The 24,270-nt window shown below is 72.1% G+C and carries 24 protein-coding genes; 11 read left to right on the top strand and 13 right to left on the bottom strand.

Annotated features, from left to right (window positions below):
- Positions 1–22: 22 nt before the first annotated feature.
- Complete coding sequence (locus tag VGK78_RS01920) at positions 23–1,129, bottom strand: acyltransferase (RefSeq protein WP_331525582.1); 1,107 nt, start codon at positions 1,127–1,129, stop codon at positions 23–25.
- A 54-nt stretch (positions 1,130–1,183) separates the two neighbouring features.
- Positions 1,184–1,774 carry a GNAT family N-acetyltransferase gene (locus VGK78_RS01925; RefSeq protein ID WP_331525583.1) on the bottom strand — a complete coding sequence of 197 codons (591 nt, stop codon included), beginning with the start codon at positions 1,772–1,774 and terminating at the stop codon, positions 1,184–1,186.
- A 72-nt stretch (positions 1,775–1,846) separates the two neighbouring features.
- Between VGK78_RS01925 and VGK78_RS01930 the strand changes: the two genes are divergently transcribed.
- Positions 1,847–2,377, top strand: coding sequence for an NUDIX hydrolase (locus VGK78_RS01930; RefSeq protein WP_331525584.1), 531 nt, complete (start codon positions 1,847–1,849; stop codon positions 2,375–2,377).
- Positions 2,378–2,387: 10 nt separating this feature from the next.
- Here VGK78_RS01930 and VGK78_RS01935 read toward each other — a convergent pair whose 3' ends face one another.
- On the bottom strand, positions 2,388–3,095 hold the full coding sequence (locus tag VGK78_RS01935) for a haloacid dehalogenase type II (RefSeq protein ID WP_331525585.1): 708 nt from the start codon (positions 3,093–3,095) through the stop codon (positions 2,388–2,390).
- Positions 3,096–3,235: 140 nt separating this feature from the next.
- On the opposite strand from VGK78_RS01935, the gene VGK78_RS01940 reads away from it, so the two are divergent.
- Positions 3,236–3,955 carry a GntR family transcriptional regulator gene (locus tag VGK78_RS01940; protein ID WP_331525586.1) on the top strand — a complete coding sequence of 240 codons (720 nt, stop codon included), beginning with the start codon at positions 3,236–3,238 and terminating at the stop codon, positions 3,953–3,955.
- A gap of 14 nt (positions 3,956–3,969) precedes the next feature.
- On the opposite strand, the gene VGK78_RS01945 is transcribed toward VGK78_RS01940, so the two are convergent.
- Entirely contained in the window at positions 3,970–4,323 is a 354-nt protein-coding gene (locus VGK78_RS01945) for a hypothetical protein (protein WP_331525587.1), read from the bottom strand.
- 83 nt (positions 4,324–4,406) lie between these two features.
- Between VGK78_RS01945 and VGK78_RS01950 the strand changes: the two genes are divergently transcribed.
- Both VGK78_RS01950 and VGK78_RS01955 read left to right on the top strand, forming a co-directional pair.
- On the top strand, positions 4,407–5,111 hold the full coding sequence (locus VGK78_RS01950) for a copper homeostasis protein CutC (protein ID WP_331525588.1): 705 nt from the start codon (positions 4,407–4,409) through the stop codon (positions 5,109–5,111).
- Positions 5,108–5,395 (top strand): DUF4031 domain-containing protein, encoded by a 288-nt coding sequence (locus tag VGK78_RS01955; protein ID WP_331525589.1) that lies wholly within the window; start codon positions 5,108–5,110, stop codon positions 5,393–5,395. The genes VGK78_RS01950 and VGK78_RS01955 overlap by 4 nt, the downstream gene beginning before the upstream one ends.
- 19 nt (positions 5,396–5,414) lie before the next feature.
- Here the strand turns inward: VGK78_RS01955 and VGK78_RS01960 are convergent, their stop codons facing one another.
- Both VGK78_RS01960 and VGK78_RS01965 read right to left on the bottom strand, forming a co-directional pair.
- Positions 5,415–6,005: a hypothetical protein gene (locus VGK78_RS01960; RefSeq protein ID WP_331525590.1), complete on the bottom strand. Its 591-nt coding sequence runs from the start codon at positions 6,003–6,005 to the stop codon at positions 5,415–5,417.
- 91 nt (positions 6,006–6,096) lie between these two features.
- The gene (locus VGK78_RS01965; RefSeq protein WP_331525591.1) at positions 6,097–6,984 is read right to left on the bottom strand and encodes an oxygenase MpaB family protein; all 888 of its coding nucleotides are present in this window, start codon (positions 6,982–6,984) and stop codon (positions 6,097–6,099) included.
- 87 nt (positions 6,985–7,071) lie between these two features.
- On the opposite strand from VGK78_RS01965, the gene VGK78_RS01970 reads away from it, so the two are divergent.
- Complete coding sequence (locus VGK78_RS01970; protein WP_331525592.1) at positions 7,072–7,806, top strand: hypothetical protein; 735 nt, start codon at positions 7,072–7,074, stop codon at positions 7,804–7,806.
- Here the strand turns inward: VGK78_RS01970 and VGK78_RS01975 are convergent.
- From VGK78_RS01975 to VGK78_RS01985, 3 genes are read right to left on the bottom strand one after another with little or no spacing between them, the layout of a single operon-like run.
- Positions 7,796–8,749 (bottom strand): phosphotransferase enzyme family protein, encoded by a 954-nt coding sequence (locus VGK78_RS01975; protein WP_331525593.1) that lies wholly within the window; start codon positions 8,747–8,749, stop codon positions 7,796–7,798. The two genes, VGK78_RS01970 and VGK78_RS01975, sit on opposite strands and share 11 nt — an antisense overlap.
- 3 nt (positions 8,750–8,752) lie before the next feature.
- The gene (locus tag VGK78_RS01980; protein ID WP_331525594.1) at positions 8,753–9,166 is read right to left on the bottom strand and encodes a VOC family protein; all 414 of its coding nucleotides are present in this window, start codon (positions 9,164–9,166) and stop codon (positions 8,753–8,755) included.
- A 38-nt stretch (positions 9,167–9,204) separates the two neighbouring features.
- On the bottom strand, positions 9,205–10,836 hold the full coding sequence (locus VGK78_RS01985) for a DNA repair helicase XPB (protein ID WP_331525595.1): 1,632 nt from the start codon (positions 10,834–10,836) through the stop codon (positions 9,205–9,207).
- A 62-nt stretch (positions 10,837–10,898) separates the two neighbouring features.
- Here VGK78_RS01985 and VGK78_RS01990 point away from each other — a divergent pair, with 62 nt between their 5' ends.
- Entirely contained in the window at positions 10,899–12,239 is a 1,341-nt protein-coding gene (locus VGK78_RS01990; RefSeq protein ID WP_331525596.1) for a nucleotide disphospho-sugar-binding domain-containing protein, read from the top strand.
- An 85-nt stretch (positions 12,240–12,324) separates the two neighbouring features.
- On the opposite strand, the gene VGK78_RS01995 is transcribed toward VGK78_RS01990, so the two are convergent.
- Both VGK78_RS01995 and VGK78_RS02000 read right to left on the bottom strand, forming a co-directional pair.
- Positions 12,325–12,849, bottom strand: coding sequence for a CGNR zinc finger domain-containing protein (locus VGK78_RS01995; RefSeq protein ID WP_331525597.1), 525 nt, complete (start codon positions 12,847–12,849; stop codon positions 12,325–12,327).
- 10 nt (positions 12,850–12,859) lie between these two features.
- Entirely contained in the window at positions 12,860–15,130 is a 2,271-nt protein-coding gene (locus tag VGK78_RS02000) for a helicase C-terminal domain-containing protein (RefSeq protein WP_331525598.1), read from the bottom strand.
- Positions 15,131–15,181: 51 nt separating this feature from the next.
- Here VGK78_RS02000 and VGK78_RS02005 point away from each other — a divergent pair, with 51 nt between their 5' ends.
- The 3 genes from VGK78_RS02005 to VGK78_RS02015 are packed head-to-tail and all read left to right on the top strand — an operon-like array spanning position 15,182 to position 18,172.
- Entirely contained in the window at positions 15,182–16,033 is an 852-nt protein-coding gene (locus tag VGK78_RS02005) for a PP2C family protein-serine/threonine phosphatase (RefSeq protein ID WP_331525599.1), read from the top strand.
- On the top strand, positions 16,030–17,148 hold the full coding sequence (locus VGK78_RS02010) for an FHA domain-containing protein (RefSeq protein WP_331525600.1): 1,119 nt from the start codon (positions 16,030–16,032) through the stop codon (positions 17,146–17,148). Before VGK78_RS02005 ends, VGK78_RS02010 begins: the two co-directional genes overlap by 4 nt.
- Before the next feature lie 4 nt (positions 17,149–17,152).
- Positions 17,153–18,172, top strand: coding sequence for an RDD family protein (locus tag VGK78_RS02015; RefSeq protein ID WP_331525601.1), 1,020 nt, complete (start codon positions 17,153–17,155; stop codon positions 18,170–18,172).
- A gap of 76 nt (positions 18,173–18,248) precedes the next feature.
- Here VGK78_RS02015 and VGK78_RS02020 read toward each other — a convergent pair whose 3' ends face one another.
- Positions 18,249–19,040, bottom strand: a complete 792-nt coding sequence (locus VGK78_RS02020) for an inositol monophosphatase (RefSeq protein WP_331525602.1) — start codon at positions 19,038–19,040, stop codon at positions 18,249–18,251.
- Positions 19,041–19,241: 201 nt separating this feature from the next.
- Between VGK78_RS02020 and VGK78_RS02025 the strand changes: the two genes are divergently transcribed.
- Positions 19,242–20,900, top strand: coding sequence for an AMP-binding protein (locus VGK78_RS02025; RefSeq protein WP_331525603.1), 1,659 nt, complete (start codon positions 19,242–19,244; stop codon positions 20,898–20,900).
- 185 nt (positions 20,901–21,085) lie between these two features.
- Here VGK78_RS02025 and VGK78_RS02030 read toward each other — a convergent pair whose 3' ends face one another.
- A complete protein-coding gene (locus VGK78_RS02030) occupies positions 21,086–22,510 on the bottom strand; it encodes an MFS transporter (RefSeq protein ID WP_331525604.1) in 1,425 nt (474 codons plus the stop codon).
- Positions 22,511–22,608: 98 nt separating this feature from the next.
- Between VGK78_RS02030 and VGK78_RS02035 the strand changes: the two genes are divergently transcribed.
- Positions 22,609–24,261, top strand: a complete 1,653-nt coding sequence (locus VGK78_RS02035) for a DUF885 domain-containing protein (RefSeq protein ID WP_331525605.1) — start codon at positions 22,609–22,611, stop codon at positions 24,259–24,261.
- Positions 24,262–24,270 lie beyond the last annotated feature (9 nt).

A 24,270-nucleotide genomic window follows, 5' to 3' on the forward strand; every position in this document is an offset into this window, starting at 1 on the left:
ATTTCTCGAGGGTGAAATCGGCTCACGATGCGGGGGGCACGCCCGCAGTGACCGGTGCGCGATGCGGTGGTCCGGACGCGCCGGGCCTGCGCCCGAGCTTGGCGCGGAGGGGACGCTCGACGTACCGGAAGCTCGCCTCGGCCAGGACGACGAACATGGCGATCCAGACGACGTCACCGACCAGCGTGTGCCCGAGGAAGTACAGGACCGCGATCCGCGCCAAGACGTTCCAGAGATAGATGGAGTACGACCGTTGGCCGAGCCACCGCATCGGGCCGCTGGCCATCAATGACCCGACGGTCGAGCCCGGCCGGGTCACGACGCCGACCAGCGTCATCAGCGTCAGCACGGTTCCTCCGACGATCACCAGGGAAGGACGGTAGGTGTCGTTCCGATAGGCCAGCACGGGCAGGAGAGCGACGGTCACGAGTGCGAGGGGTGCGAGACGACGGATCGTCCGAGCGAACCATCCGTTGTGGAGGACGATCGCCAGCAGGCAGCCGGCCAGGATGGGCAGCGCGTTCGTGTCGCTCCCGAAGTACTCGTGCTGGTCGTACTTCACCGCTCGACTCAGGCCCAGGTAGAGGTCGAGGCCGAGCGTCAGCACGATCAGCGACACCGTGAGCGCGGCGAACAGCCGAGGACTTCGGCGGTAGCCCCAGAGCAGCGCGAACGGCCACAACAGGTAGAACTGCTCCTCGACCGAGAGAGACCACGTGTAGTTGAAGTAGTCCTTGGTCGCGAAGACGTGGTTGCTCCAGTCGAACAGGCTGGTCGTGTACGTGACCGCAGCCCCAGCGGGGGCGAAGACCTGCGCGGCACTCAGATCGTGGCGGTCGACGAGCAGGACCACGGCCGTCGCCGCCACCACCGTCAGCATGGCCGGGTACAGGCGCGCCGCACGACGGCGGTAGAACGCCCGTACGTCGATGGTTCCTGTCTGGAGCTCGCGAACCAGCAGGCTGGTGATGAGGTATCCCGACAGGCAGAAGAACACCGTGACACCGACGAAGCCGTCGATGAGTGGCCGAGTCATGGCGTGCTGACCGAGGACCAGAAGAATTGCCACGCCACGGACCCCGTCCAGCTCCGGACGGTAGCCACGGTCGCGCACGAGCGTGTCGCGCACGTCTCGACGATAGCCCCGCGTCGAGCCGGGAACCTAGGGACTTCGCTGCCTGCCTCAGGGCCGCACGTGGCGTCTCATCACCCAGCGCCACTTGGCGATCTGCCGGTCCCGCTCGAATCCGAACTCGGCGAAGAGGTCCTCGGGCCCGGTGTGGAAGTAGGCGCCCTGCTGGGGTTTCCGTCCCGCGACCTGTTCCGGGTACGCCTCGACGAGTCCGCCGCCGGCGTCCTTGATCGCCGCCAGTGCGCCGCCCACCGCCGCCCTCGCGACCCCCTCCCGCCGGTGACCCTTGCCGGTGAAGACGCACCCGATCCGCCAGTCCGGGAGCTCGGTGAGCTCTCGGTCGTAGGCCTTGGGGTTCTTGATGTTCGGGAGCTCGGCCGGCGCGCCGTACTGGCACCAACCCACGCAGTCCCCGCCGTCGAACACGAGGATCTGGTGCGCCGTGCCCTTGCGCACGTGTTCGCGCTTCGCCTGGCGGTTCCCCTCGGCGGTGCTGTCCTGGCCCAGCCCCTCCGGGTGGAAGCCCATGCACCAGCACCCGCCCCAGATGCCGTTGTTGTCCTCCACGAGCGCCGCGAAGTCCTTCCAGGTGTCGGCGTCGAGCGGACGGGTCGTGAAGGTCGGGGTCGTCGGGCTGGCCACGGGTCCCATCCTTGTCACGGCGCACCCCGTCGAGGCAAGAGTGACGGCGACCCTTGCGCGAGACTGAGCCGTGTGAGCATCCAGACCCTGACCTCCGCCGTGGTCTACGAGAACGAGTGGCTGTCGGTGCGCGAGGACCAGATCCGGTACGCCGACGGGAGCCGCGGCCTCTACTCGGTCGTCGACCGCGACGACTTCGCGCTCGTCATCCCCGCTGACGACGACGGCTTCCATCTGGTGGAGCAGTACCGCTATCCGACCCGCGTCCGGTCGTGGGAGTTCCCCTCCGGGTCCTTCCCGGCCGGCAGGTCGGGCACTCCTGAAGACATGGCGGCGGCGGAGCTGAAGGAGGAGACGGGGTTCACCGCGGGTGACCTGAAGAGACTCGGCTACCTGCACGTCGCGAACGGCACGACCGGCCAGGGCGTCCACGTCTTCCTCGCGAACGACCTCGAGCCGGGCGAACCGGATCGCGAACCCGGCGAGCAGGACATGGAGCAGCGCTGGTTCTCGCGGCACGACGTGGAGGCGATGATCAGGGACGGCGTGATCACCGACGGCCCCTCGGTCGCGGCGTACCTCCTGATGACGCTCTCGGCCTAGCCCTCGGCGCTCATCCCTCCCAGGCGTGGGCGAGCTCGACGAGGCTGCCTACCTCGAGCTCCGGCCGGCGGAAGTACGACGGATAGGAGCCGCCGCTGCGGTTGAGCCACCCCGTGCGCAGTCCGGCGCGCGCCGCGCCGTCGATGTCCCACGGGTGGACGGCGACGAGGATCGCCTCGCCCGCGGAGACGCCGCACTCGCCCAGGGCGTAGGCGTAGGAGGAGGGGTGCGGCTTCCACGCCCCGGCACTCTCGACGCTCATCAGGCGCTCGAACGCGTCGGCCAGCCCCGCTCGCTCGAGCAGACCTTCGGCCACGCTCGTCGAGCCGTTGGTCAACGTGACCAGGCGGATCCCGGCGCTCTGCAGAGCCCGAACGCCCTCGACGACGTCAGGGTGGACCGGGAGCGAGGTGAACCCCGACATCACGCGTTCGACGGCGTCGTCGGCGTTTTCGGAGCCAGGCTCGGGCGTGACGCCGCTGCCGAGCAACCTGATCCGCAACGACTCGCGCGCCAGGTCGGCGAAGGCCGGGTTGACTCCGACGCAGGTCAGCGCGAAGCCGTCTCGCAGGAGTCCGGCGAACCAGGGCTCCACCGACTCGGCGGCGAGGCCGACGCTCTCGAAGCTCGCACGGAGCGGGGTCAGGTCCGACAAGGTCTCGTTGACGTCGAACACCACCACGGCCGGGGCCCGGCCCACCGGACTCGTCTCGTTCATGGCACCCACGATGCCATGGCCACGTGGGTTCTCCGCGTCCAGGACGGGATCCGTAGCAGACCGACGGAATCCCTGCGGATCGGGCGTTTCTGACACCGATTTCGCCCGACCGCCATGCCGCGACGCCTAGAATCGCGGCCGTGAATGAGGTGGCCCTGCCTCTCGGAACGACGTTGAAGCACGTCCAGGTGCGCGAGTACGTCCGCGACCTGATCCAGGACCTCCCGGAGGGTGCGCCCGCGCCGTCCGAGCGCGGGCTGATGCAGCTGTTCGGTGTGGCGCGGATGACCGTGCGCCAGGCGATCGACGCGCTGGTGTCCGAAGGGCTGCTCGAGCGTGCGCCCGCGAGAGGCACGTTCGTGTGCAAGAACCCACGACCGGTCTCGCGGCCGATGTCGTTCACCGAGGACGCCCGCGCCCGCGGGTGGTCGGTGACCACCGAGACCCTCCAGCACGGCCTGGGCCAGGCCGGCCCCGGCGTCGCCAAGGCGCTCGGACTCACCCCCGGCGACCCGGTGATCCACTGGCGGCGCAGGCGGCGGCACGACGACCGACCGCTGTGCTACCAGGACGTCTACCTCAACGAGATCCTGCTGCCCGGCTTCCTCCAGACCGGGTTGCCCGAGAGCCTCTACTCGCTGCTCGCCGCCCGGGGCCTCCGTCCGACCGTGGCCGAGGACAAGCTCACAGCCGATCTCGCGAACGCCGTCGACGCCGACCTGCTCGACCTCAAGATCGGAGACCCCGTGCTGCGGCACTCGCGGCGCGGCCTGGTCGGGGAGGTGGTGATCGAGCTGTCGCGCTCGGTGTACGCCGGCTCCCGCTTCACCTGGTGGAGCCCCCTCAGCGTCAGCCCCTGACCGCGGAGGTCCGGTCAGCCGTCGCCGAGGTGTCCCAGCGGCGCGATGGTGCGCGCCGACTCCTCGCACACCCACTGCGGCGACGGTCCGCCGATGTCGGGCTCGATGTAGAGCGAGTGCTCCGGGTGCTCCGGGTCGCAGGACAGGCACATCGGCCAGCGACCGACGCTCTCGAACAACGCGTCCTGCACGTCCTGGGCCACCAGTCCTGCCACGTAGACCCGCCCCTCGGGCCACTGGTCGGCCCACCAGCCCCGGTTGGCGCACGCGTCCTCCAGGGCGTCGACCGCCTCCGGGGTCGCGCAGTGGCGGGCCTCGAGGTCTGCCAGCACCAGTGCCCGGGCGGCCAGCAGGAGGGTGTCGTCCACCTCTCGATTCTGCAACGCGGGTGGGTCTCGGCCCAGCGGACCGGGAAAGGCGACCGACCCTCAGGAGCACCTAGGGTGACCCCATGAGCGGAGTCGTGCTCGAGGTCGCGGTCAGTGACCCGCGCGACGTACCGGGTGCGGTGGAGGGCGGAGCCGACCGGCTGCACGTGGTGGTGCCCGGCTCGACCTGCGGTCTCTCGCCCGAGCCGGCCCTGGTGAGTGCGGTCTGCCGCGAGACCGAGCTCCCCGTCTTCGTGCTGCTGCGGCTCAACGAGTCGTGGTCGACCACGGGTGGGGAGTTCGCGCGGCTGGTCGGTCTCGGCGAGGACTACGTGGCCTGCGGGGCGGCCGGGGTCGCCTTCGGGTTCCTGGACGCCGACCTGGAGATCGACACGGAGACCTGCCGGATGCTGCTCGACCGGCTGCCGAACGTGCCGTGGACCTTCCACCACGCGATCGACTCCTCGCTCGACCCGCGACGCTCCTGGCGCCGGCTGCTCGGACTCCCGCGGCTGGTCGCCGTGCGAACCGCGGGCTCGCCGCGGGGGCTGTCGGCGGGCTTCGACGACCTGCTGGCGACGATCACGCCTGAGAACGCCGGCCTCGTCATGCCCGGCGGCGGACTGGCGGCCGAGCACGTGCCCTGGCTGCTCGAGGCCGGGGTGCGTCAGCTGCACCTCGGCGGCCAGGTGCGGCCCGGTGGGTCGGCCAAGGCGTACGTCGACGCCGGCTATGTGCGCTCGTGGCGGTCGATGGCGGACGACCTCCTCGACGGCGCCGGCCGATGATCCTGATCGACCCGCCGCTGGTGCCCTCCCGTGGCCGGTTGTGGTCCCACCTCGCCAGCGACACGTCGTACGACGAGCTGCATGTCTTCGCCCGTGGCCTCGGGATCCCGGAACGCGGCTTCGACCGCGACCACTACGACGTCCCCGAGGAGTGGTACGACGGCGCCGTGGCGGCCGGCGCCGTTCCGGTCACGTCACGGGAGCTGATCGTGCGGCTCCGCGACGCCGGGCTCCGCCGGCGCAAGCGGTCCTACCTGGCCGCCGACGCGACAGACGAGGAGTGACGCGGGGGCCTGCCAGGCCTCACGGGAGCCCCGCCAGCTCGCGAGCCAGGTTCGCGCGGGCGGCCGGCTCCCAGGCCTCCCGTGCGTACGCCGTGTGGAAGAGCCGGTCCCGGCCGGCCAGGTCGTGGAGCACGGCCTCGCGACCGTTGGCGAAGTCGGGGTCGCTGAGATGGGCGTAGTCGCGCCGGACGCCGGTGACGTACGCGTCGTACCTCTCCGATGACGAGGCCAGGATCGCGAGGTCGGCGTCGCAGAGGGCCTGCCCCGCCGTGTCCTCGGCCGCCGGGTCGTGGGTCTCGGTGAGCCGCACCAGCCGGGCGACCTCGGCGGCGTACGGCGTGCTGGCCAGCGCCTCCTCCGCCCAGACCGCGCTGCGCTCCTCTGCGTCGCGCTCCCCGTCGTAGACCGCGTCGTGGAACCACGCCGCCAGCGCCGCGACGGTCGCGTCGAAGGAGACGCCCGCGCGGGCGAGGTCGTCGAGCCGGTCGAGCACCTCGATCAGGTGTCGGGTGTCGTGGTAGCCCCGGTTCGGGTCGGCGTACGCCGCCAGCAGCGCGTCGCGGAGGTCCGGCAGGTCTGCCAGCGGCCAGCGTTCGGACAGATCGGTCATCGGGTCCTGATCAGCCTCCCGGTCGTCGACGCCGTTCTGCCCCGATTCTGCCCCGATTCCGCTCCGACTCTGCGTGGCGGAGCCGCGCCGGTCACCCAGCCGCTGCGGAAGCGCCGGCGGCCTCCGCGTGGAGCCGCGCGGCGCGGGCACGGTCGGGCGCGGTCGCCCACCGGACGGTCCGGGTGGCGGCCCGGCCGAGCAGGTCGGCGACGCGGTCGTGGGCCACCGGCAGGGTCGGCAGGGCCAGGGGCCGACGCGACCACTCCGGCATCAGCCCGATCGCACCGGCGACCAGCACCCAGTACGGCGGGAGGGCAGTCAGCGGGAGCTCCGGCTCGCGGATCAGGTACGCGACCGCGTCGCGCGCGTGGTCCGTGGCGCGGAGCTCCGGTCGGAATCCCTCGACGGTCGCGTGCAGGTCGGCCTCGGTGGTGGGCGGATCGACGACGCCCAGCCTCCGGGCGATCTCGCCGGTCTGCGCGACGTACTCGTCATAGCCCGCCTGGTCGAGCCGACGCGCGCCGTACCGACGGTGTGCGAGCAGGAAGCTCTGGATCTCCGCGACGTGCACCCACAGCAGCAGGTGCGGGTCGTTGGCGTCGTACGGCGTGCCGTCGGGCATCGTGCCGTGCACCTGGTCGTGGATCGCGCGCACGGCGTCGACGGCCTGCTGCGCGTGGTCGGCGGTGCCGAAGGTCGTGACCGCGATGAACCGGCTCGTGCGGGCGAGCCGCCCCCACATGTCGCCGCGGTACCCGGAGTGCTCCGCGACCGCGGTCATCGCCTCGGGCTGCATCGTCTCGAGCAGGACCGCGCGGATGCCGCCGACGTACATCGACGCGTCCCCGTGCACGATCGTGATCGGGCTGCCACGGGGGAACCAGCGAGGGCCCGGCGTGCCGTGGATGCGCTCTCGGTGCCGGGCGCCGTCGGGGCCGGCTACGCGCAGGAACAGGGCCTCCCCCAGTCGCTCGCGCACCCTCACTCCATCGAGCCTACGGGCCGCCGACCAAGCGCGGAGGTAATGCGCTTCGCCCCGGTTCGCGCGTGCTGCACCATGGGGATCGTGCAGCCGACCGTCGACTCCTTCCGCGCCCTGGCACGCAGCTCGCCGTGGCGCTGGCGGACCCTGCACTTCACGCGGCGCGGCGACCTCGGTGAGGTCGAGGCGTGGGTACGTCGTCCGGGTGAGCTGCTGGTGCGCCCGTCCTCCGGTGCCGAGCAGTACAGCTCCGGCGCCCCGTACACCGTCACGCGCGCGGCGGTCGTCTCGACTCCCGAAGGGCACGTCGCGGTTGACGCCTGGGAGGGCGTCGACCCCGATCCGCAGCCGACGTTCCGCCCCGACGGGCTGGTCGACAGGCGTCCGGAGGACTACCACCTCGAGCACGGCGACCCGATGTGGCACAACTACACCTGGACGGCGATGCTCGACCCGGACGAGCTCAGCCACCACGTCGACATCGCAGAGCTGCGGTCGGACGAGCTCCGTGGCCGCGAGACGTGGTGGGCGCGGCTGCGAGCGCTCGAGGGATACGAGCCTCGGTGCGGATGCTGCCCGCTGCTCTGGTCGGAGATCGCGGCGTCCGCCGAGTACGGCGACGAGCCGGTCCGGCTCGCGCGCTTCCGTGCCGAGGGATTTCCGGTGGCCCACGACGTGGCGCTGGACGCGCGGACGGGCGTCGTGGTGTCCCTGGAACCGGTCGGCGACGCCCACGCCGACCGCGGGTTCACCGTGGAGATCCACGAGGTGGACACCGACCTCGACGCGGTGTTCGCCGGGCGCGGCCCTACCCGTTGACCGCGGCGACGAGCCGGTCGACGTCGGGCAGGAGGAGCGGTCCGCCGAGGAACTCCTCGACTCCGGCCAGGGAGCGGGCCCGGGCCTCGGGGTCGCGTGCGCCGAGCCACATGGTCAGGTGCCGGTGTCCGATGTGGTGGAGCTGGGCCACGGCCATCGACGCGTCGCCGCGCTCCGTGACCCGGCCGGGCCCGCCCTCCTCGCGATAGGCGTCGTAGAGCCGACGCTGACGAAGCTGGTCGCCCTGCCCGAACTCGAACACCACCATGGCCAGCTCGCGGGAGGGATCGGCCGGACCGGCGTTCTCGAAGTCGAGGATGCAGAGACCGCGGTCGCGCGTTCGGCGCAGGTTGTCCGCCCACAGGTCGAGGTGGCAGACCTGCAGGCGTCTCATCGGGGTGAGGATCCACTCGACCTCGATCAGCGCCGGGAGCAGCTCGGCCAGCCCGTCGGCGTACGGCGCCCCGGCAGCCCGCGACGCCTTCAGCACGCCCTTCCACTCGCGCTCGCCGATCGGCGCCTCGAACCACTCGTGCACCGGCGCGTCCATCGGGCCGGCCATCGGATGGCGTACGTCGTGCAGTTGCGCCACGAGCGCACCGACCGCGGCCGGGTCGAGGTCCGTGTCGGGTTGGTCCAGCTCGACCCATGAGTAGGCGAGCACGTGCTCGTCGTCGACCTCGGCGACGACGCCGCCGTGCGCAGCCGGCATGGGCTCGGAGGTCGGGATGCCGGCATCCCAGCAGGCGCGGTGGAAGGCGCCCGCCGCCTCGAGGTCGGCGACCTCCTCGGTCGTCAGTGGCTCGAACGCCTGCTTGACCGCGTAGGAGCCTCGCTCGGTCTCCAACCGGCGGATCTCGCCGACCTCTCCGCGCGCGACGGGCTCGCTCAGGCTCGTGGCGCGCCCCAGCCCGAAGGCGTCGGCGACCTTCTGAGCCTCCACAAGTCAGTGCAACCAGGGAGCGAGCGAGATGCCGACGACGGCGCCTTCCGGCGACTGGAGCCGGGCCACGACCTGGCCCCACGGCTCGGTCCGGGCGTTGTGCAGGACGTCGAAGCCGGCGTCGCGCAGCTCGTCGATCGCCGACTGCACGGCCTCCTCGTCCGCCACCTCGAACTCCACGCTCGCCTGGGGCACCGGCCGGTCGTCCGGCCAGGTCTCGGTGCCGAAGCACGCCTGCGCCGCCTGGCGCAGCGGCCATACCCCGAAGTGCCGGGCTCCGGGGATGTCCTCGCTGTGGAGGTAGTCGTCACCCTCCGCTGCGGCGAGCGGCAGCCCCAGCGCGTCGCGGTAGAGCCTGGCGCTGGTGGCGGTGTCGGGGGTGATCACGGCCATGCTGGCGATGAACTCGATCTTCATCGGTCCACCATGGCACCGATCTCGGACAGTGCCGTGGGTCAGTCGTCGGCGTCACGGATGGAGTACGCGTAGCCCTGCTCGGCCAGGAACCGCTGCCGGTTGGCGGCGAACTCGGCATCCACCGTGTCGCGGGAGACGATCGTGTAGAAGTGCGCGGTCTTCCCCTCGCTCTTCGGCCGGAGCAGCCGACCCAGGCGCTGCGCCTCCTCCTGACGAGACCCGAACGAGCCCGACACCTGGATCGCCACCTCGGCGGTGGGCAGGTCGATCGAGAAGTTCGCGACCTTCGACACCACCAGCAGCCCGACGTCGCCGGCCCGGAAGGCGTCGAACAGCCGCTGTCGCTCCTTGACCGGCGTCGCTCCGGTGATCGTCGGGGCGTCGAGGGCAGTCGCGATCTCGTCGAGCTGCTCGAGGTACTGGCCGATCACCAGCGTCGGCTGGCCGACGTGCTGGTCGAGGAGGCGGCGTACGACGTCGATCTTGTGGTGGGTGCACGAGGCCAGCCGGTAGCGCTCCTCCGGCTCGGCCACGGCGTACGCCATCCGCTCCGACGAGGGCAGGGTGACCCGCACCTCGACGCAGTCGGCCGGCGCGATCCAGCCCTGCGCCTCGATGTCCCTCCACGGCGCGTCGTAGCGCTTCGGCCCGATCAGCGAGAACACGTCGCCCTCGCGGCCGTCCTCGCGCACCAGCGTCGCGGTGAGCCCGAGCCTGCGGCGCGCCTGCAGGTCGGCGGTCATCCGGAAGATCGGGGCCGGCAGCAGGTGCACCTCGTCGTAGACGACCAACCCCCAGTCGCGGGCGTCGAGCAGCTCGAGGTGTGAGTAGACGCCCTTCCGTCGTGTGGTCATCACCTGGTACGTCGCGATCGTCACCGGACGGATCTCCTTGACCGCGCCGGAGTACTCGCCGATCTCGTCCTCGGTGAGGGAGGTACGCCGGACCAGCTCGTCCTTCCACTGCCTCGCTGCCACGGTGTTGGTGACCAGGATCAGTGTGGTCGCCTTGGCGTGGGCCATCGCGGCCGCCCCGACCAGTGTCTTGCCCGCACCACAGGGCAGGACGACGACCCCGGAGCCGCCGTGCCAGAACGACTCGGCCGCCTCCTTCTGGTAGGCCCGCATCGACCACCCGGTCTCGTCCAGCTCGATCGCGTGCGCCTCGCCGTCGACGTACCCGGCGAAGTCCTCGGCCGGCCAGCCCAGCTTGAGCAGCGCCTGCTTGAGGTTGCCGCGCTCGCTCGGGTGGACGACCACGGTGTCGTGATCGATGCGCGCGCCGATCATCCCGGCGACCTTCTTGGCGCGCAGCACCTCCTCGAGCACCGGACGGTCGTTCGAGACGAGCACGAGTCCATGGGTCGGGTGCTTCTCCAGCCGGAGCCGGCCGTAGCGCGCCATCGTCTCCGCGACGTCGACGAGCAGCGCGTGTGGGACGGCGTACCGGCTGAACTCGAGGAGCGTGTCGACGACCTGCTCGGCGTCGTGCCCCGCGGCGCGGGCGTTCCAGAGGCCGAGCGGCGTGAGCCGGTAGGTGTGGATGTGCTCGGGGGAGCGCTCGAGCTCCGCGAACGGCGCGATCGCCTTGCGGCAGTCGTCGGCGCGCTCGTGGTCGACCTCGAGCAGCAGCGTCTTGTCGCTCTGCACGATCAGGGGGCCCTCAGTCATGACCGGACAAGACTACGGACCGGGCGTATCCAGCCGAGGGCGTACGCCGCTAGCGTGCGCGCGTGAGCCCGGAAGCCGGCGACGCCCTGACCGTCCTGTTCATGCCGGAGTCCGCGTACGGACCCACCAACCAGTGCATCGGCCTCGGGAAGGTGCTGGTCGACAAGGGGCACACGGTCGTCTTCGCGGCCGAGTCGTCGTGGGCGGGCAAGCTCACGCCGCACGGGTTCGTCGAGGACCTCGTCGACCTGGCCGAGCCGGCTCCGAGCGCCGCGGCTGAGGCTGCGGGGCAGTTCTGGATCGACTTCATCAACGAGACCGCGCCGGAGTTCGCGAAACCGACGCGCGAGCAGCTCGCGACGTTCGTGCAGCCGACGTACCAGGCGCTGATCGACGGGGCGACGTACTGCGAGCCGCGGTTGCGCGAGATCATCGCCCGCCACCGGCCGGACGTGGTCGTGGAGGACAACGTCGTCTCGTTCCCGGCGCTGATGACGAGCGCGGCGGCGTTCGTCCGGATCGTGTCGTGCAACCCGCTGGAGATCCGAGGCGGCGGGATCCCGCCCGTCTTCTCGGGCTATCCGGCCGGGGACGCGACGGGGTGGGCGTCGTTCCTCGAGGAGTTCGACCGCACGCACACGGACACCTGGAAGGCGTTCGACGCCTGGTGCCAGGAGCAGGGCGCGCCGCCGCTGCCGGAGCGGGAGTTCATGCACAGCTCGCCGACCGCGAACATCTACGTCTACCCGCGCGAGCTCGACTACACCGACGCGCGGCCCCTGAACGGCAGCTGGCACCGGATCGACTCCAGCGTCCGCGAGACCGACGAGCAGTACGTCGTACCGCCGGAGCTCGCCGACCGCCCCGACGACAGCGGGCTCATCTACCTGTCGCTCGGCTCGTTGGGCAGCGCCGACATCGGGCTGATGCAGCGGCTGATCGACATCCTGGGCGCGACCCGGCACCGGGTGATCGTCAGCATGGGCCCGCGCGCCGACGAGCTGCGGCTGGCGCCCAACATGGCGGGGGCGGCGACCCTTCCGCAGACCACGCTGATGCCGCAGGTCGACCTGGTGATCACCCACGGTGGCAACAACACGACCACCGAGGCGATGCACTTCGGCAAGCCGATGATCGTGCTGCCGCTCTTCTGGGACCAGTACGACAACGCCCAGCGTGTCCACGAGCTGGGCTACGGCGTCCGGCTGGCGACGTACGCCTTCGCCGATGCCGATCTCACCGACGCCGTCGACCGGCTTCTCGCCGACACCGCGCTGCGCGACCGGATGGCGACGATCGGCGCCGACATCCGCTCCCGCGACGGCCTCCGGAGGGGCGCCGAGATCATCGAGCGGGTCGGCCTCCGGCACCGGGGGGCGGGGGGCGGCGGTTTCCCCGGTTGACCGGGGATCCATGACGTTCTGGGCCGAAGTTTCCCCCCAGAACGTCAGCGTTCCCCGGTGTACCGGGGAAACCGCCGGGGTGCCCTCAGCCCGCAGCGGCCTTCTGGCGGGCGCGGTAGGCGGCGACGTTGGCGCGGGAGGAGCAGCGCTCGGAGCAGTAGCGGCGGGACTGGTTGGGAGACGTGTCGACGTACACGTTCGTGCACGGCGTGGCCGCGCAGACACCGAGCCGGGTGGGGCCGAGGTCGCATACGAGGTTGGCCAGGCCGAGCAGTGACTCACCGATCAGCAGGTCGGCGACGCTGGCGGCCTTGTTGGCCACGTGGATGTGCAGGTGGGCCGGGTTGTGGTCGGAGATCCGCGGCGTGATGGGGTGCCGCTCGAGCAGCCCGTTCAGCGCGTCGACCACTCCTTGGGCGTCGTCGTCGGCCGACGCCTCGAACGCCTTCCGCAGCTCCTTCTGGAAGCGTCGGAGCACGACGACGTCGCGGTCGGTGACCTGCGGCTGCAGCCACGCCCGCGTGGCGAGGTGCTCGACCACGGAGTCCCGGTCGGTCAGCCCCGCGTTGAGCAGCGCTGCCGACGACTCGGCGTACCGGACGAAATCCACGCCACTCAGTCTACGGAGCGCTGTCCACAGGATTCACGGTCCGGATCCGGTGCACGGCGAACTGGCGCACGTCGTCCGCCCGGTGGTCGCGGGCGGTGAGCCAGCCTCCGTCGACGCGCACCGGGTCGACGATCCGCTCGGTCGAGACGCCCTGGTTGTCGACGTACCCGATCAGCACGGTCCGCCCCGCCTCGACCGCCTCGCGCAGCGCGGCGAGTGAGCCGATCGGGGTCAGTTGGGGTGACGCCGCAGCGCGCGTCGACGCCACGCGGTCGCCGGCTCGGACAGCCGTGACGACCTGGGAGATCCGGGCCTCGAGCCGCGCGTCCTCGGTACGCCGCGTGGTCCGGGGCCGGGCCCGCAGCCTGTCCGGGCGCGCGACGTGGACGGTGCCGTCGATGCTCTCGACCAGCGGCGAGACCCCGAGCTCGCGGAGCCGCGGGAGCAGGATGTCGAGCGGCGTGGTGCTGACCAGGACGGTGGGCGCGATCCGGCGCAGCCCGAGGGATGCGGCGCGGGGATGGTGGAGCACCTCGGCCAGCGCGGTCTCGTCGTCGCCCCGCAGGAACGCCTCCGCGTGCCCGATCCGCACCGTCCCGAACGTCCGGGCCGCGTCGTCGACGAGGTAGCTCAGCGGCTGCGGCACCGGGGTGCGCGAGACCTCGCCCAGGAAGGCGTGCACCTCGTGCGCCGCCCACCCGGCGTCGAACGCACGGCGTACCGACGAGGCGGTGAACCGGTAGACCGTCGCCTGCCCGCGCGACTCCACGTCGGCGAGGAGGTGCAGGTCGCGGGCGCGCTCGCGGGTGAGCGGTCCCGGCGCCACGGCGGTCAGGTCGGCCTGGATCAGCACCTGGTCGACCTCCTCGGGCAGCAGCGGCGCCAGCACCGGGGCCGGGTCGCCGCCGGCCAGCAGGGTGCGCCCGTACGACGCGAGGCCGCCGAGGGCGACCAGTCCGAGGTGTGCCGCCTCGTCGAGCGTGGCCACCACCTGGTCGGCCCGCGACGGCGGCCGCCGCGGACGCTGCCAGGAGACCCGCGCGACGACGGAGGCCGGACCGGTCCCGGTCGCCATCACCTCTCCGGCGGGCAGCTCGGCCAGCGCGTTCAGCGCAATCACTCGCGTCTCGGGGGCGATCCGGCTGGTCAGCTCGGGGTCGAGGGCGTTGCGGGTTTTGCCCGACTCGTCCCGGGTGGCGACCAGCGACGGCAGCCGCTCGGTGGCCAGCCAGGCCACCGCAAGTCGGCGCCACCGGGCGGCCGCAGGCTCGTCGCACCAGGCGTCGAACGCGTCGGTGGGGGTCCAGGCCGGGTTGCCCTCCGTGTCCGGCCATGTGGCGACGAGCCCCGCCGCGGCCGCGACCTCGACCAGGAACGCGGTCGCCTGCTCGTCGAGCTGGACGACGTCGCCGGCCGCTTTCAGGTCGCGCACAGCGACTGCACCCGTGCGCAGCGCGACGGGAGGGGCGGCGCTCCAGTGGTCGACCAGCAGCTCCACCCGGCGTACGACGTCGAACGCCGCGCCGGCCGCGCTGCGGTCGACCAGGTGGGCCGCCCGCTCCGAGGTCGCGACCGCGGGAGGGACGTCGATCCGGTGCCGCGTGGTGTGCCCACCCCGGAGCGCGATCTGCACCTCGCCCGGGACGCGGACCAGACCCGGCCGGCCCGGGACCAGCAGGCGCCGCGACAACAGCTCCTCGGCGGGCGTCGCGGCGTCCGCGGGGGCGATCTGGTGGCGCGCGGCCCCGGCGTCGGCCTCGCCGGAGCCCGCCTCGACGTGGTCCAGCATCGCCCGCGCGGCGGGCGAGAGCTCCGCGATGAGCTCGGCGGCCTGGTCCGGCGTACGCCCCGACACCGGGTGCAGCCCCGAGAGCGAGCCGAGCGCGTCGGGCACCCCGGTCAGCGGCCGCAGGCGGGCGTCGTTCTCCCAGACCAGCGCCAGGTCGACGAGCCGGCGGGAGGCGCTCTCGACAGCGGCCCGATCCGCGTCGAGGATGTGCACGAGCTCGGCGTCGGTGGTCCGCCCCGAAGCCGACAGAGCCACCAGCGCATCAAGGACGGAGAGCTCGAGGCGCGTGAGCAGGTCGAGAGCACGGTTCAGCGACGACCGGGTCGCTGCGCGCGACGCGAGCTGGCCGGAGTCGGCGGGGGCAGGGGTGGCGAGGTCGGGTCGTTCCCGGAGCAGGCACGCGAGGCGCTCGTCCGGCCAGCTCCGGAGCTGGTCGGCGAGCGAGCGGTGCCCCGTGCGCACAGAGGAGCCAGGGGCGGACGAGGTGCCCATCGTCCCCACGCTAGCGGGCAGTTCCATGTCCGGGACCGGGTGCGAGGCACGATGAACGGGCCTGGCGACGCGCCGGCCGGCATCGACCAGGTCGAGCTCCACTACGGCGTCGCCACCGACGTCGGCCTGGTCCGCGAGGTCAACGAGGACTCCTTCCTGACCGAGCCGCCGGTCTTCGTGGTCGCCGACGGCATGGGCGGCCACGACGGCGGTGACATCGCCAGCCGGATCGTGGTGGAGGAGTTCGCCCGGCTCGCGGAGGCCGGATACGACCCCCGGCGCGGCCGAGACGAGGTGATGGGCACGTTGCGCGCCAGCCAGCGCCGGCTCTCGGAGTACGGCGCGACGCACCGCGGCAGCGACGGCGGCCGGTGGCACGGCGGCACCACCACCGTGGTCGCGATCCTGGAGGAGGAGGATGCCGTCCCGCAGTGGCTGCTGGTCAACCTCGGCGACTCCCGCATCTACCGTTTCGCCCAGGGGGAGCTGTGTCGGGTCAGCACAGACCACAGCGTCGTCCAGGAGCTGGTCGACTCCGGGCGGATCAGCGAGGACGAGGCGCTGGTGCATCCCGAGCGGCACATCGTGACCCGGGCGCTGGGCGGTCCCGATCCGCTCGTCCCCGACTTCTTCCGGGTGCCGCTGGCCGACGCCGAACGGGTGCTGCTCTGCTCGGACGGCGTCACCGACCTGGTCCGGGACGCCGAGATCGCCGACGTACTCGGCGCCCACCCCGACCCGCGGGACGCGGCTCGAGGTGTGGTCGAGAAGGCCCTCGCGGCGGGGGGCATCGACAACGCGACCGCGCTGGTCGTCGATGTGATGGGATTGGCCGACGACCGGAGCCACGACCTCCGACGTCGGCGCGAGAGTCTGCACGAGAAGCTGGGGGCCCTGCCGTGACCGTGACCCGCACCGTGGTGCCCGGGGACTGGTACGGCGTCCTCGGGGACGACGTCATCGTCCTGCTGCCACCCTCGGCCAAGAGCCGGGTCGCCGGCCTCTGGGAGACCGTCGACGACGGCGCCGGCTTCGACGAGGTGCTCGATGCCCTGATCAGTGGTGGGCTCCGGGAGCTGCCGGGGTTCGTCCTGGTCGCGGAGGAGGGCCGCGACGTGAAGGTCGTGATCCGGGGTGCCGGCGAGGCGTTGCTGAGCACCCAGGACGGCCCGGTCACGGTGTCCGGCTCGGCGGACACGACCTGGGTCGAGCGGAACGTCGGGGGTGTGAAGGGCCTACGCATCCGGGTCGCCGACGGCGCCGGTGCGGCGTACAGCGTCGGCCCTGGGCTGGTGCGGGTGGCGACCGTGGAGCACCCGGCGCCCGCCGCCGCTCCCCTTCCCATGGCCGACGCCGAGGCCGTCGCGGTACCGGTCGAACCTCCCAAGCCGCCTGAGCCTCCCGAGCCGTCGGAGCCACCGCGTCGGGCGCGCATCCTGCCGCCGGACCCGCAGCTTGAGAAGCCCGAGCCGCCACCCGAATCCCTGACACCTCCGGCCGCGGCGCCCGTGCCCGGAGCTCCGGCGACGGTGCCCGGCACCCTGGGCGGACTGCTCTTCGACCCGCTCACCAGCCCCGACCTGGCCGTGCCGGTCGGAGGCACGGAGGACACCCAGCCCGGCGGCTATGCCCCGCCGCCCGACAGCGAGCAGGCGCCGGCAGGAGCCGCCGTGGCGCGGCTGATCTTCTCCAGCGGCGAGGTGGTGGACGTCGACCGCGCCGTCGTCGTGGGCCGCGCGCCGGGCCACGGCCGAGTCGGCGACACCGACCGGACCCGGCTGGTGACGGTCCCGAGCCCCCATCACGAGATCTCCTCGACCCACCTCGAGATCCGACCGGGGACCGGTGCCGACCACGGCTCGGCGGTGGTCACAGACCTCGGATCGACCAACGGCACCGTCGTCGTCCAGCCGGGGCTCGGCGCGGAGGATCTCCAGCCCGGCATCGCCGTCCAGCTGATCCCCGGCGCCACCATCGACCTCGGGGAAGGGGTCACGATCCAGGTCACCGGGGTGTGAGGCGGTGAGCGCCAGGTCCGCCCACTCGGAGTACGCCGTTGCGGCTGGCATCGCCGGAGACGCCGACGGCCGCGTGGCGGACCTCGACCGCCGGTTCTACGCCTTCGCCGTCGACCGACTGATCGGCTGGGGCGTCGACGTCGCCGTCGGGCTCCTCGTCGCCCGCACGGTGCTGGCGCGCGACCGCACCCTCCTCGGGATGCTGGCGATCGTCGCGACGATCGCCCTGGTGGGGTTGGCGTTCGCCCTGCTCCAGGGCGCCACCGGCACGACGCCGGGCAAGTCCCTGGCCGGGCTGCGGCTGGTCGACACCGGCACCGAGCAGCCCATCGGACCCGGTCGGGCCGTGGTGCGCACGCTCGTGCTCGGGCTGGCCGCGCTGCCGTTCGGCTTTGGGCTGGCGGCGCTGGCCTGGACCGCCCTGGCCGACAGGTGCCGCCTCCGACGCGGCTGGCACGACCGCCTGGTCTCGTCGATCGTGCTCGACGTCCGGCCGGTGCCGGAGGTCGAGGAGGTCGAGGACGGGCGAGCCCACCAGGTCGTGAACCTCACCGCGTTGCGCCTGTCCCCGTCGCACCGTCTGGCTGAGGCCCTCGAGCCGACGGTGCCTGCCCGGGCCGACCGCCGGCCTCGCCACGCCGCGCCGCGGTCGTGGGAGCAGACGATCGCGCGACCGGACGCGAGCTGGGCGCTCACCTTCGACACCGGCGAACGCGTGGTCGTCGACACGTTGCTCCTCGTCGGGCGGAGCCCCGACCCCCGCCTCGGCGAGCAGGGCGCGCGGCTCGTGGCGCTCCCGTCCACCGATCTGTCGGTGTCCAAGACCCATCTCCAGGTCGTGGTCGCCGACGACGGCGCGCTCGTGGTCATCGACCGCGGCTCCACCAACGGCTCGACGCTGGTCCGGAAGGGCGCGCCGCGGCCCCTGTCACCGGGCCGTCCGACCACGCTCCTGGAGGGCGACACGGTGCTCTTCGGCGACCGTCGGGTGCGTGTCGAGCGAGGACGTTCCGACGCGACGTAGTCGCGGTGGGACGGCCGGAGCGAGACCGAAGCGAGCGTGCTCGCGAGGTGGCCTGACATCTGCGTCGACGCCCCGGTCACAGCAGCTCCCGGACCACCTCGTACGTCGCACGGTCCCCGGCGGCGACGATCCCGCGCGGAACGGCGCCGTCGACGTCGTGGTCGTCGGTCGGGCGGTAGGGCCCGCCGTCGAACGTGCCCAGGAAGCCGCCGGCCTCGGTGAGGATCAGCCCGCCGGGCACGTGGTCCCACGGGTTCGCCCGGCCGTAGACGACGTAGTCGGCGTCGCCCTCGGCGAGATGGGGGTAGTCGATCCCGCACGACACCCAGGTCAGCGCCAGTGGCCGCAGGTCGTCGGCAAGAGCGCGCCCGAGCCACTTCCGGCGTGACGTCACGCCACGCAGCTGCGGCCGCGGCGGCGTCGGCGGCCGGACCACGCGCTCGCCGTTGCGCCAGGCACCGCCGCCGAGCTCGGCGACGTACGCCGTGTCGTGCTGCGGCTGCCAGATCCAGCCGCGCACGGCCTCGCCGCTCTTGACCTCGCCGATCATCATCGCGTGGTCGCGCGAGCCGTGCACGAAGTTCTTGGTCCCGTCGACGGGGTCGACGGTGAAGGCGTGGTCGGCCGCCCAGAACTCCTGCATGAGCCCGGGCCGCTCGGCGTACGTCTCCTCGCCCAGGATCATCACGTCGGGGTACGCCGAGCGCAGCGCCGCCGTGATCAGCTGCTCGGCCTCGCGATCGGCGGCGGTGACCAGGTCGCCCGGCCCCTTCTCGTCGATCTCGCCGGACGACAGCGACCGGAACCGCGGGTTGACGACCTCCTCGGCGACGTCCTGCAGCAGCCGCAGCACGGCCTCGGTGTCCACGGGTCCACCCTAGGGTGTGTCTCCCTGTCCCATGGCCTGCTGCGCGACGCCCGGCACGCACGCTGGCTTCGTTGTCGTCGACGCGACGATGCCAGCATCGCCCTCGCTCCTCCGCCGTGCCATCGCACGCACCGGACGCCGCTCGCGACGGCCGAGGATGGAGAGACACACCCCAGGCGTGCAGCGGAGTAGGTTCCGAGCATGGAGTCCTACGCCAAGGGTGAGACGGAGCCGGCCCTGCTCGAGGAGACCATCGGAGCCAATCTCGACCGCACGGTGGCGCGGTTCCCCGACCGCGAGGCGCTGGTGGAGTGCGCCACCGGAAACCGCTGGACCTGGCGAGAGCTCGACCACGCGGTGGAGCTGGTCGCCCGCGGGCTGATCGCGGCCGGCATCGAGAAGGGCGACCGGGTCGGCATCTGGGGCCCGAACAGCGCCCGCTGGACGATCACCCAGTACGCGACGGCGAAGATCGGGGCGATCCTGGTCAACGTCAACCCGGCGTACCGCACCCACGAGTTCTCCTACGCCGTGAACCAGTCGGGCATGCGGATGCTGATCTCGGCGTCCAGCTTCAAGACCAGTGACTACCGGGCCATGGTCGAGGAGACGGCCGGCCAGAATCCGGACCTCGAGCGCGTCGTCTACCTCGACACCGCCGACTGGGACGACCTGGTGGCCGCCGGTGAGGCGCATGACGCCGACATCCTCAACCAGCGGATGCGCACCCTGGAGCCGCACGACCCGATCAACATCCAGTACACGTCCGGCACGACCGGCTACCCGAAGGGCGCGACGCTCAGCCACCACAACATCCTGAACAACGGCTTCATCGTGACCGAGCTGATGGGCTTCACGGAGGAGGACCGGCTGTGCATCCCGGTGCCCTTCTACCACTGCTTCGGGATGGTCATGGCGAACCTCGGCTGCACCAGCCACGGCTCCACGATGGTGATCCCCGCGCCGGGCTTCGACCCCGAGGCGACCCTCGACGCCATCAGCCGCGAGCGCTGCACGGCCGTGTACGGCGTGCCGACGATGTTCATCGCCATGCAGCACCACCCGACGTTCGCCGACCACGACGTGTCCAGCCTGCGCACCGGCTGCATGGCCGGCTCGATCTGCCCGGTCGAGGTGATGAAGCACTGCATCAACGACATGCACATGGCGGAGGTCTGCATCGCCTACGGGATGACCGAGACCTCGCCGGTGTCGACCCAGACCCGCACCGACGACGACCTGGACCGCCGTACCGCCACCATCGGCAGGGTCCACCCCCACGTCGAGATCAAGATCGTCGACCCGGCCACCGGTGAGACCGTCGAGCGCGGGCAGCCCGGCGAGTTCTGCACCCGCGGCTACTCGGTGATGCTCGGCTACTGGCCCCTGCACGACGAGGGGGGCCGGCAGAAGACCGCGGAGGCGATCGACGCCGACGGCTGGATGCACACCGGCGACCTCGCCGAGATGCGCGAGGACGGCTACTGCAACATCGTCGGCCGGATCAAGGACATGGTCATCCGCGGCGGCGAGAACGTCTACCCGCGCGAGATCGAGGAGTTCCTCTACGGACACCCCGACATCGAGGACGTCCAGGTGATCGGCGTCCCGGACGAGAAGTACGGCGAGGAGCTGTGCGCCTGGATCAGGCTCCGCGAGGGCGCCGAGCCGCTGGACGCCGACAAGGTCCGGGAGTTCTGCACCGGGAAGCTGGCGCACTACAAGATCCCCCGCTACGTGATGCTGGTCGACGAGTTCCCGATGACCGTGACCGGGAAGATCCGCAAGGTGCAGATGCGCGAGGAGAGCGCCGAGAAGCTCGGGCTGGCCGGCGCCGGCCACGGCCCCGGCGCGGGATAGGCGAGACGATTACCCGGCTGACCGGGTAATCGTCTGCTTCGAGGGGATCGCAACCCCCGCGCAGCAGGCGAATCGCTCGCGGAGCGGTGCCGCAGCCCCAGGCACCTCACGCGACCGGCACGCCGTACCCACGCCCTGTCCGCCTATCCGAACGCCCGACCGACTTGCGACCCGACAGGCCGGGATCACTCCCCGGACGGTTGGTGCGCCGCGGTCGCCACGTCCTCGGGGTAGGTACGCCGCGCGATCGCCAGCGCCACCGTGCCGGCGGCGCAGAGCGCGAGCAGCGAGATCAGGAACGTGTCCCGCAGGCCGGTCTCCTCGCTGAACACGCCGGACGAGGCGACCCCGAACAGCAGCGGCGCCGATGCGTCCCCGACATCGCGCAGGAGGCTGCGCACGGCTTCGGCGCGCCCCCACAGAGCGGGAGGCATGATGTCGAGCCGGGCCGCGTCGAGGGGTGGGTTCGCAGCCCCCAGGAACATCGCCGCGAGCCCCAGGAGCACGGCCGCCACGATGACGTTCCCGGTCAGGAAGGCCGGGACGAAGAGCACGGCCGACACCAGGACGGCGACGCCTGGGACCTCCACCCGGGCCGCCAGCCGTCCGCGACGCATCAGGCTGTCGGCGATGCGGCCGCCCCACAGCACGCCGACCAGGGCACCGATACCGAGCAGGAGCACCAGCGTGCTGGCCAGGCTCTGGCCGATGCCGTACTGCCGTTGCGCGAACTCCACGGCGAAGCCACGGACGCCCGAGAAGAAGAAGTAGCCGAGGGCCGAGGCGATCACCAGGATCCGGTTGGTGCGCACGGAGAGCACTCGGACCACCGCCTTCGGGAGCGACAGTCGCCGGTCGTCCTCGGTCGACGGCGCGGCCGTGGCGTCGTCGGTGGGCGTGACGCCGTGGTCGGCGACCACCTCCGCGGCGTCGACCCCGGCATCGTCGTCGGCCTTCGCCGAGACCTCGCCGTCGGGCAGCCGGTCGGATCCGTCGCGGGCGGGCTCCGGCAGCCGGTGCACGAGCCACCACACGAGCGCGGTCGGCACCACGAGCGCGGCGAACGGCGCCCTCCACGACAGGAGGGCGAGCTGGCCGGAGACCATGAACCCGAGGCCGGCGCCGAGCAGCTCCCCGGAGAGGATGTAGCCGTACACGCGCCCGCGATCGGCCTCCGGGAAGTAGTCGCCGACCATCGAGGCGATCGCCGGACCGGCGACCGCCACCAGGGCGCCCAGCAGGAGGCGGGTGTACAGCAGGAACGTGTAGTCGGTCGCGATTGCGGACAGCAGCATCGCCACCCCCCACAGCAGGATCGCGCGAGCCAGCAGCGGGCTCCGGCGTACCCGGTCGACCAGGATGCCGGCCGGGACCACCGCGAGCGCACCGACCAGGCTGCTCACGGCCAGCAGCAGCCCGATCTCGGGACGGCCGATCCCCAGGGCGTCCTGGAGCTGGACGGCGTTGGTGCCGACGGTGGCCCGGTCGGCGCTGTCGAGTGCCAGCACGGCCGCGAAGGTCACGATCACCTGCCGACGTCGCTCGCCGCCCACCTCCCGGTCCACGCGGGCGCGCAGCGGCCCGAGGAGGCCGGAGAGTGAGGGCGGCATGGGGGGTCGGTACCCGCGTCGCCGAACTCCCACCCGAGCATGTCGACACGTGGCGGCATAGGTTGGTCGGGACCCGACACTCCCGGAAGGACCAGAGCATGAGCGACGAACTCGACCGGCTGGCGGACGACTACTGGTCCGCCCTGCTCGACCACCAGCCGACCTGGCGGCACATGCTCGGGGACTACGCCGACGTCAGTAGCTACGAGGAGTGCAGTCGCGAGGCCGAGCAGGAGTACGCCGCGACCCTGCGCCGCCTCGCGCAGCGCGCCCAGGACCTCGACGCCGGTGCCCTGGACGAGGAGGGCGGGCTCACCCGCGAGGTGCTCATCGACTCCGCCGTGGCCAGTGCCGAGCTCGCCGAGACCCCGCTCACCGGCCTCGCCGCCAACCCGGTCAGCGGACTCCAGGTACAGCTGCCGTTGGTGCTCGGCCTGTTGTCCGTTCCCGACGCCGCGGTCGCCGAGCAGATGCCCGCGAAGCTCGACGGCGTCGGCACCTACCTGCACCAGCTGGCCGAGCGCGTGCGCGACGCCGCGGACGGTGGCTGGGTGTCGCCGGAGTTCGCGGTCCGCGAGACGCTCGACCAGCTCGAGCGGGCGTTGGCGGTGCCGCTCGAGGAGGAGCCGGTCGCGGCGGCCGTTCGGATCCCCGAGGGTGTCGAGGCCGACGAGCTGAGAGGCGAGCTGCGGGCGGCGGTCGAGCGTTCGGTGCGTCCCGGGCTGACCGCTTTCCGGGATGCTCTGCAGAGCGTGGTCGCCGACGCCCGCCCCGAGGAGCGGTGCGGGCTCTCCTGGCTCGACGGCGGCGACGAGGCCTACGCCGCCTCGCTCCGCTACTTCACCACCACCGACAAGTCGCCCCGGGAGATCCACGAGATCGGGCTCGCCCAGGTCGCCAAGCTCGCCGACGAGTACCGCGCACTCGGCCCCGAGGTGGTCGGCACGGACGACCTCGAGCAGATCTTCGAGGCGATGCGGACCGATCCGAAGCTCCACTTCGAGCACGCCGACGAGCTCGTCGAGCAGTCCAAGGTCGCGCTCGCGCGGGCCGAGGCGGTCATGGGGGACTGGTTCGAGGTCGTGCCGAAGGCGCCGTGCGCCGTCGAGGGCACGACGGTCGGGGCCAAGGCGTTCTACTTCGCGCCCGCGACGGACGGATCCCGGGGCGGCACGTTCTTCGTCAACACCGAGGACGCGTCGTCCTGGGGCAGGTTCGAGCTCGAGGCGATGGCCTTCCACGAGGGCGTCCCCGGTCACCATCTCCAGCTCGCGGTCGCCTCCGAGCTGCCCGACTCGATCCCCGAGTTCCGCAAGCACGTGCACAACTCGGCGTACTCCGAGGGGTGGGGACTCTACAGCGAGCGCCTCTCCGACGAGATGGGCCTCTACAGCGAGGCGATCGACCGGATGGGGATGTACAGCGCGGACTCCATGCGTGCCTGTCGGCTGGTCGTCGACACCGGCATCCACGCGCTCGGCTGGAGCCGGCAGCAGGCCATCGACTACATGGTGGCCAACTCCCCGCTGACCGAGGGCGTCTGCCGGCCGGAGGTCGACCGTTACATCTGTCGCCCCGGTCAGGCCACGTCGTACATGATCGGCCGGCTCGAGATCCAGCGCATGCGCCGCGAGGCGGAGGAGCGACAGGGCGACCGCTTCGACGTACGCCGCTTCCACACCGCGGTGCTCGGCAGCGGCGCCCTGCCCCTCGGCGTCCTCGACCGCGTGGTCGCCGGCCGGCTGACCTGACCGGCCTGG

The organism is Nocardioides sp. (assembly GCF_036503465.1).
In the GTDB taxonomy this organism is placed as follows: domain Bacteria; phylum Actinomycetota; class Actinomycetes; order Propionibacteriales; family Nocardioidaceae; genus Nocardioides.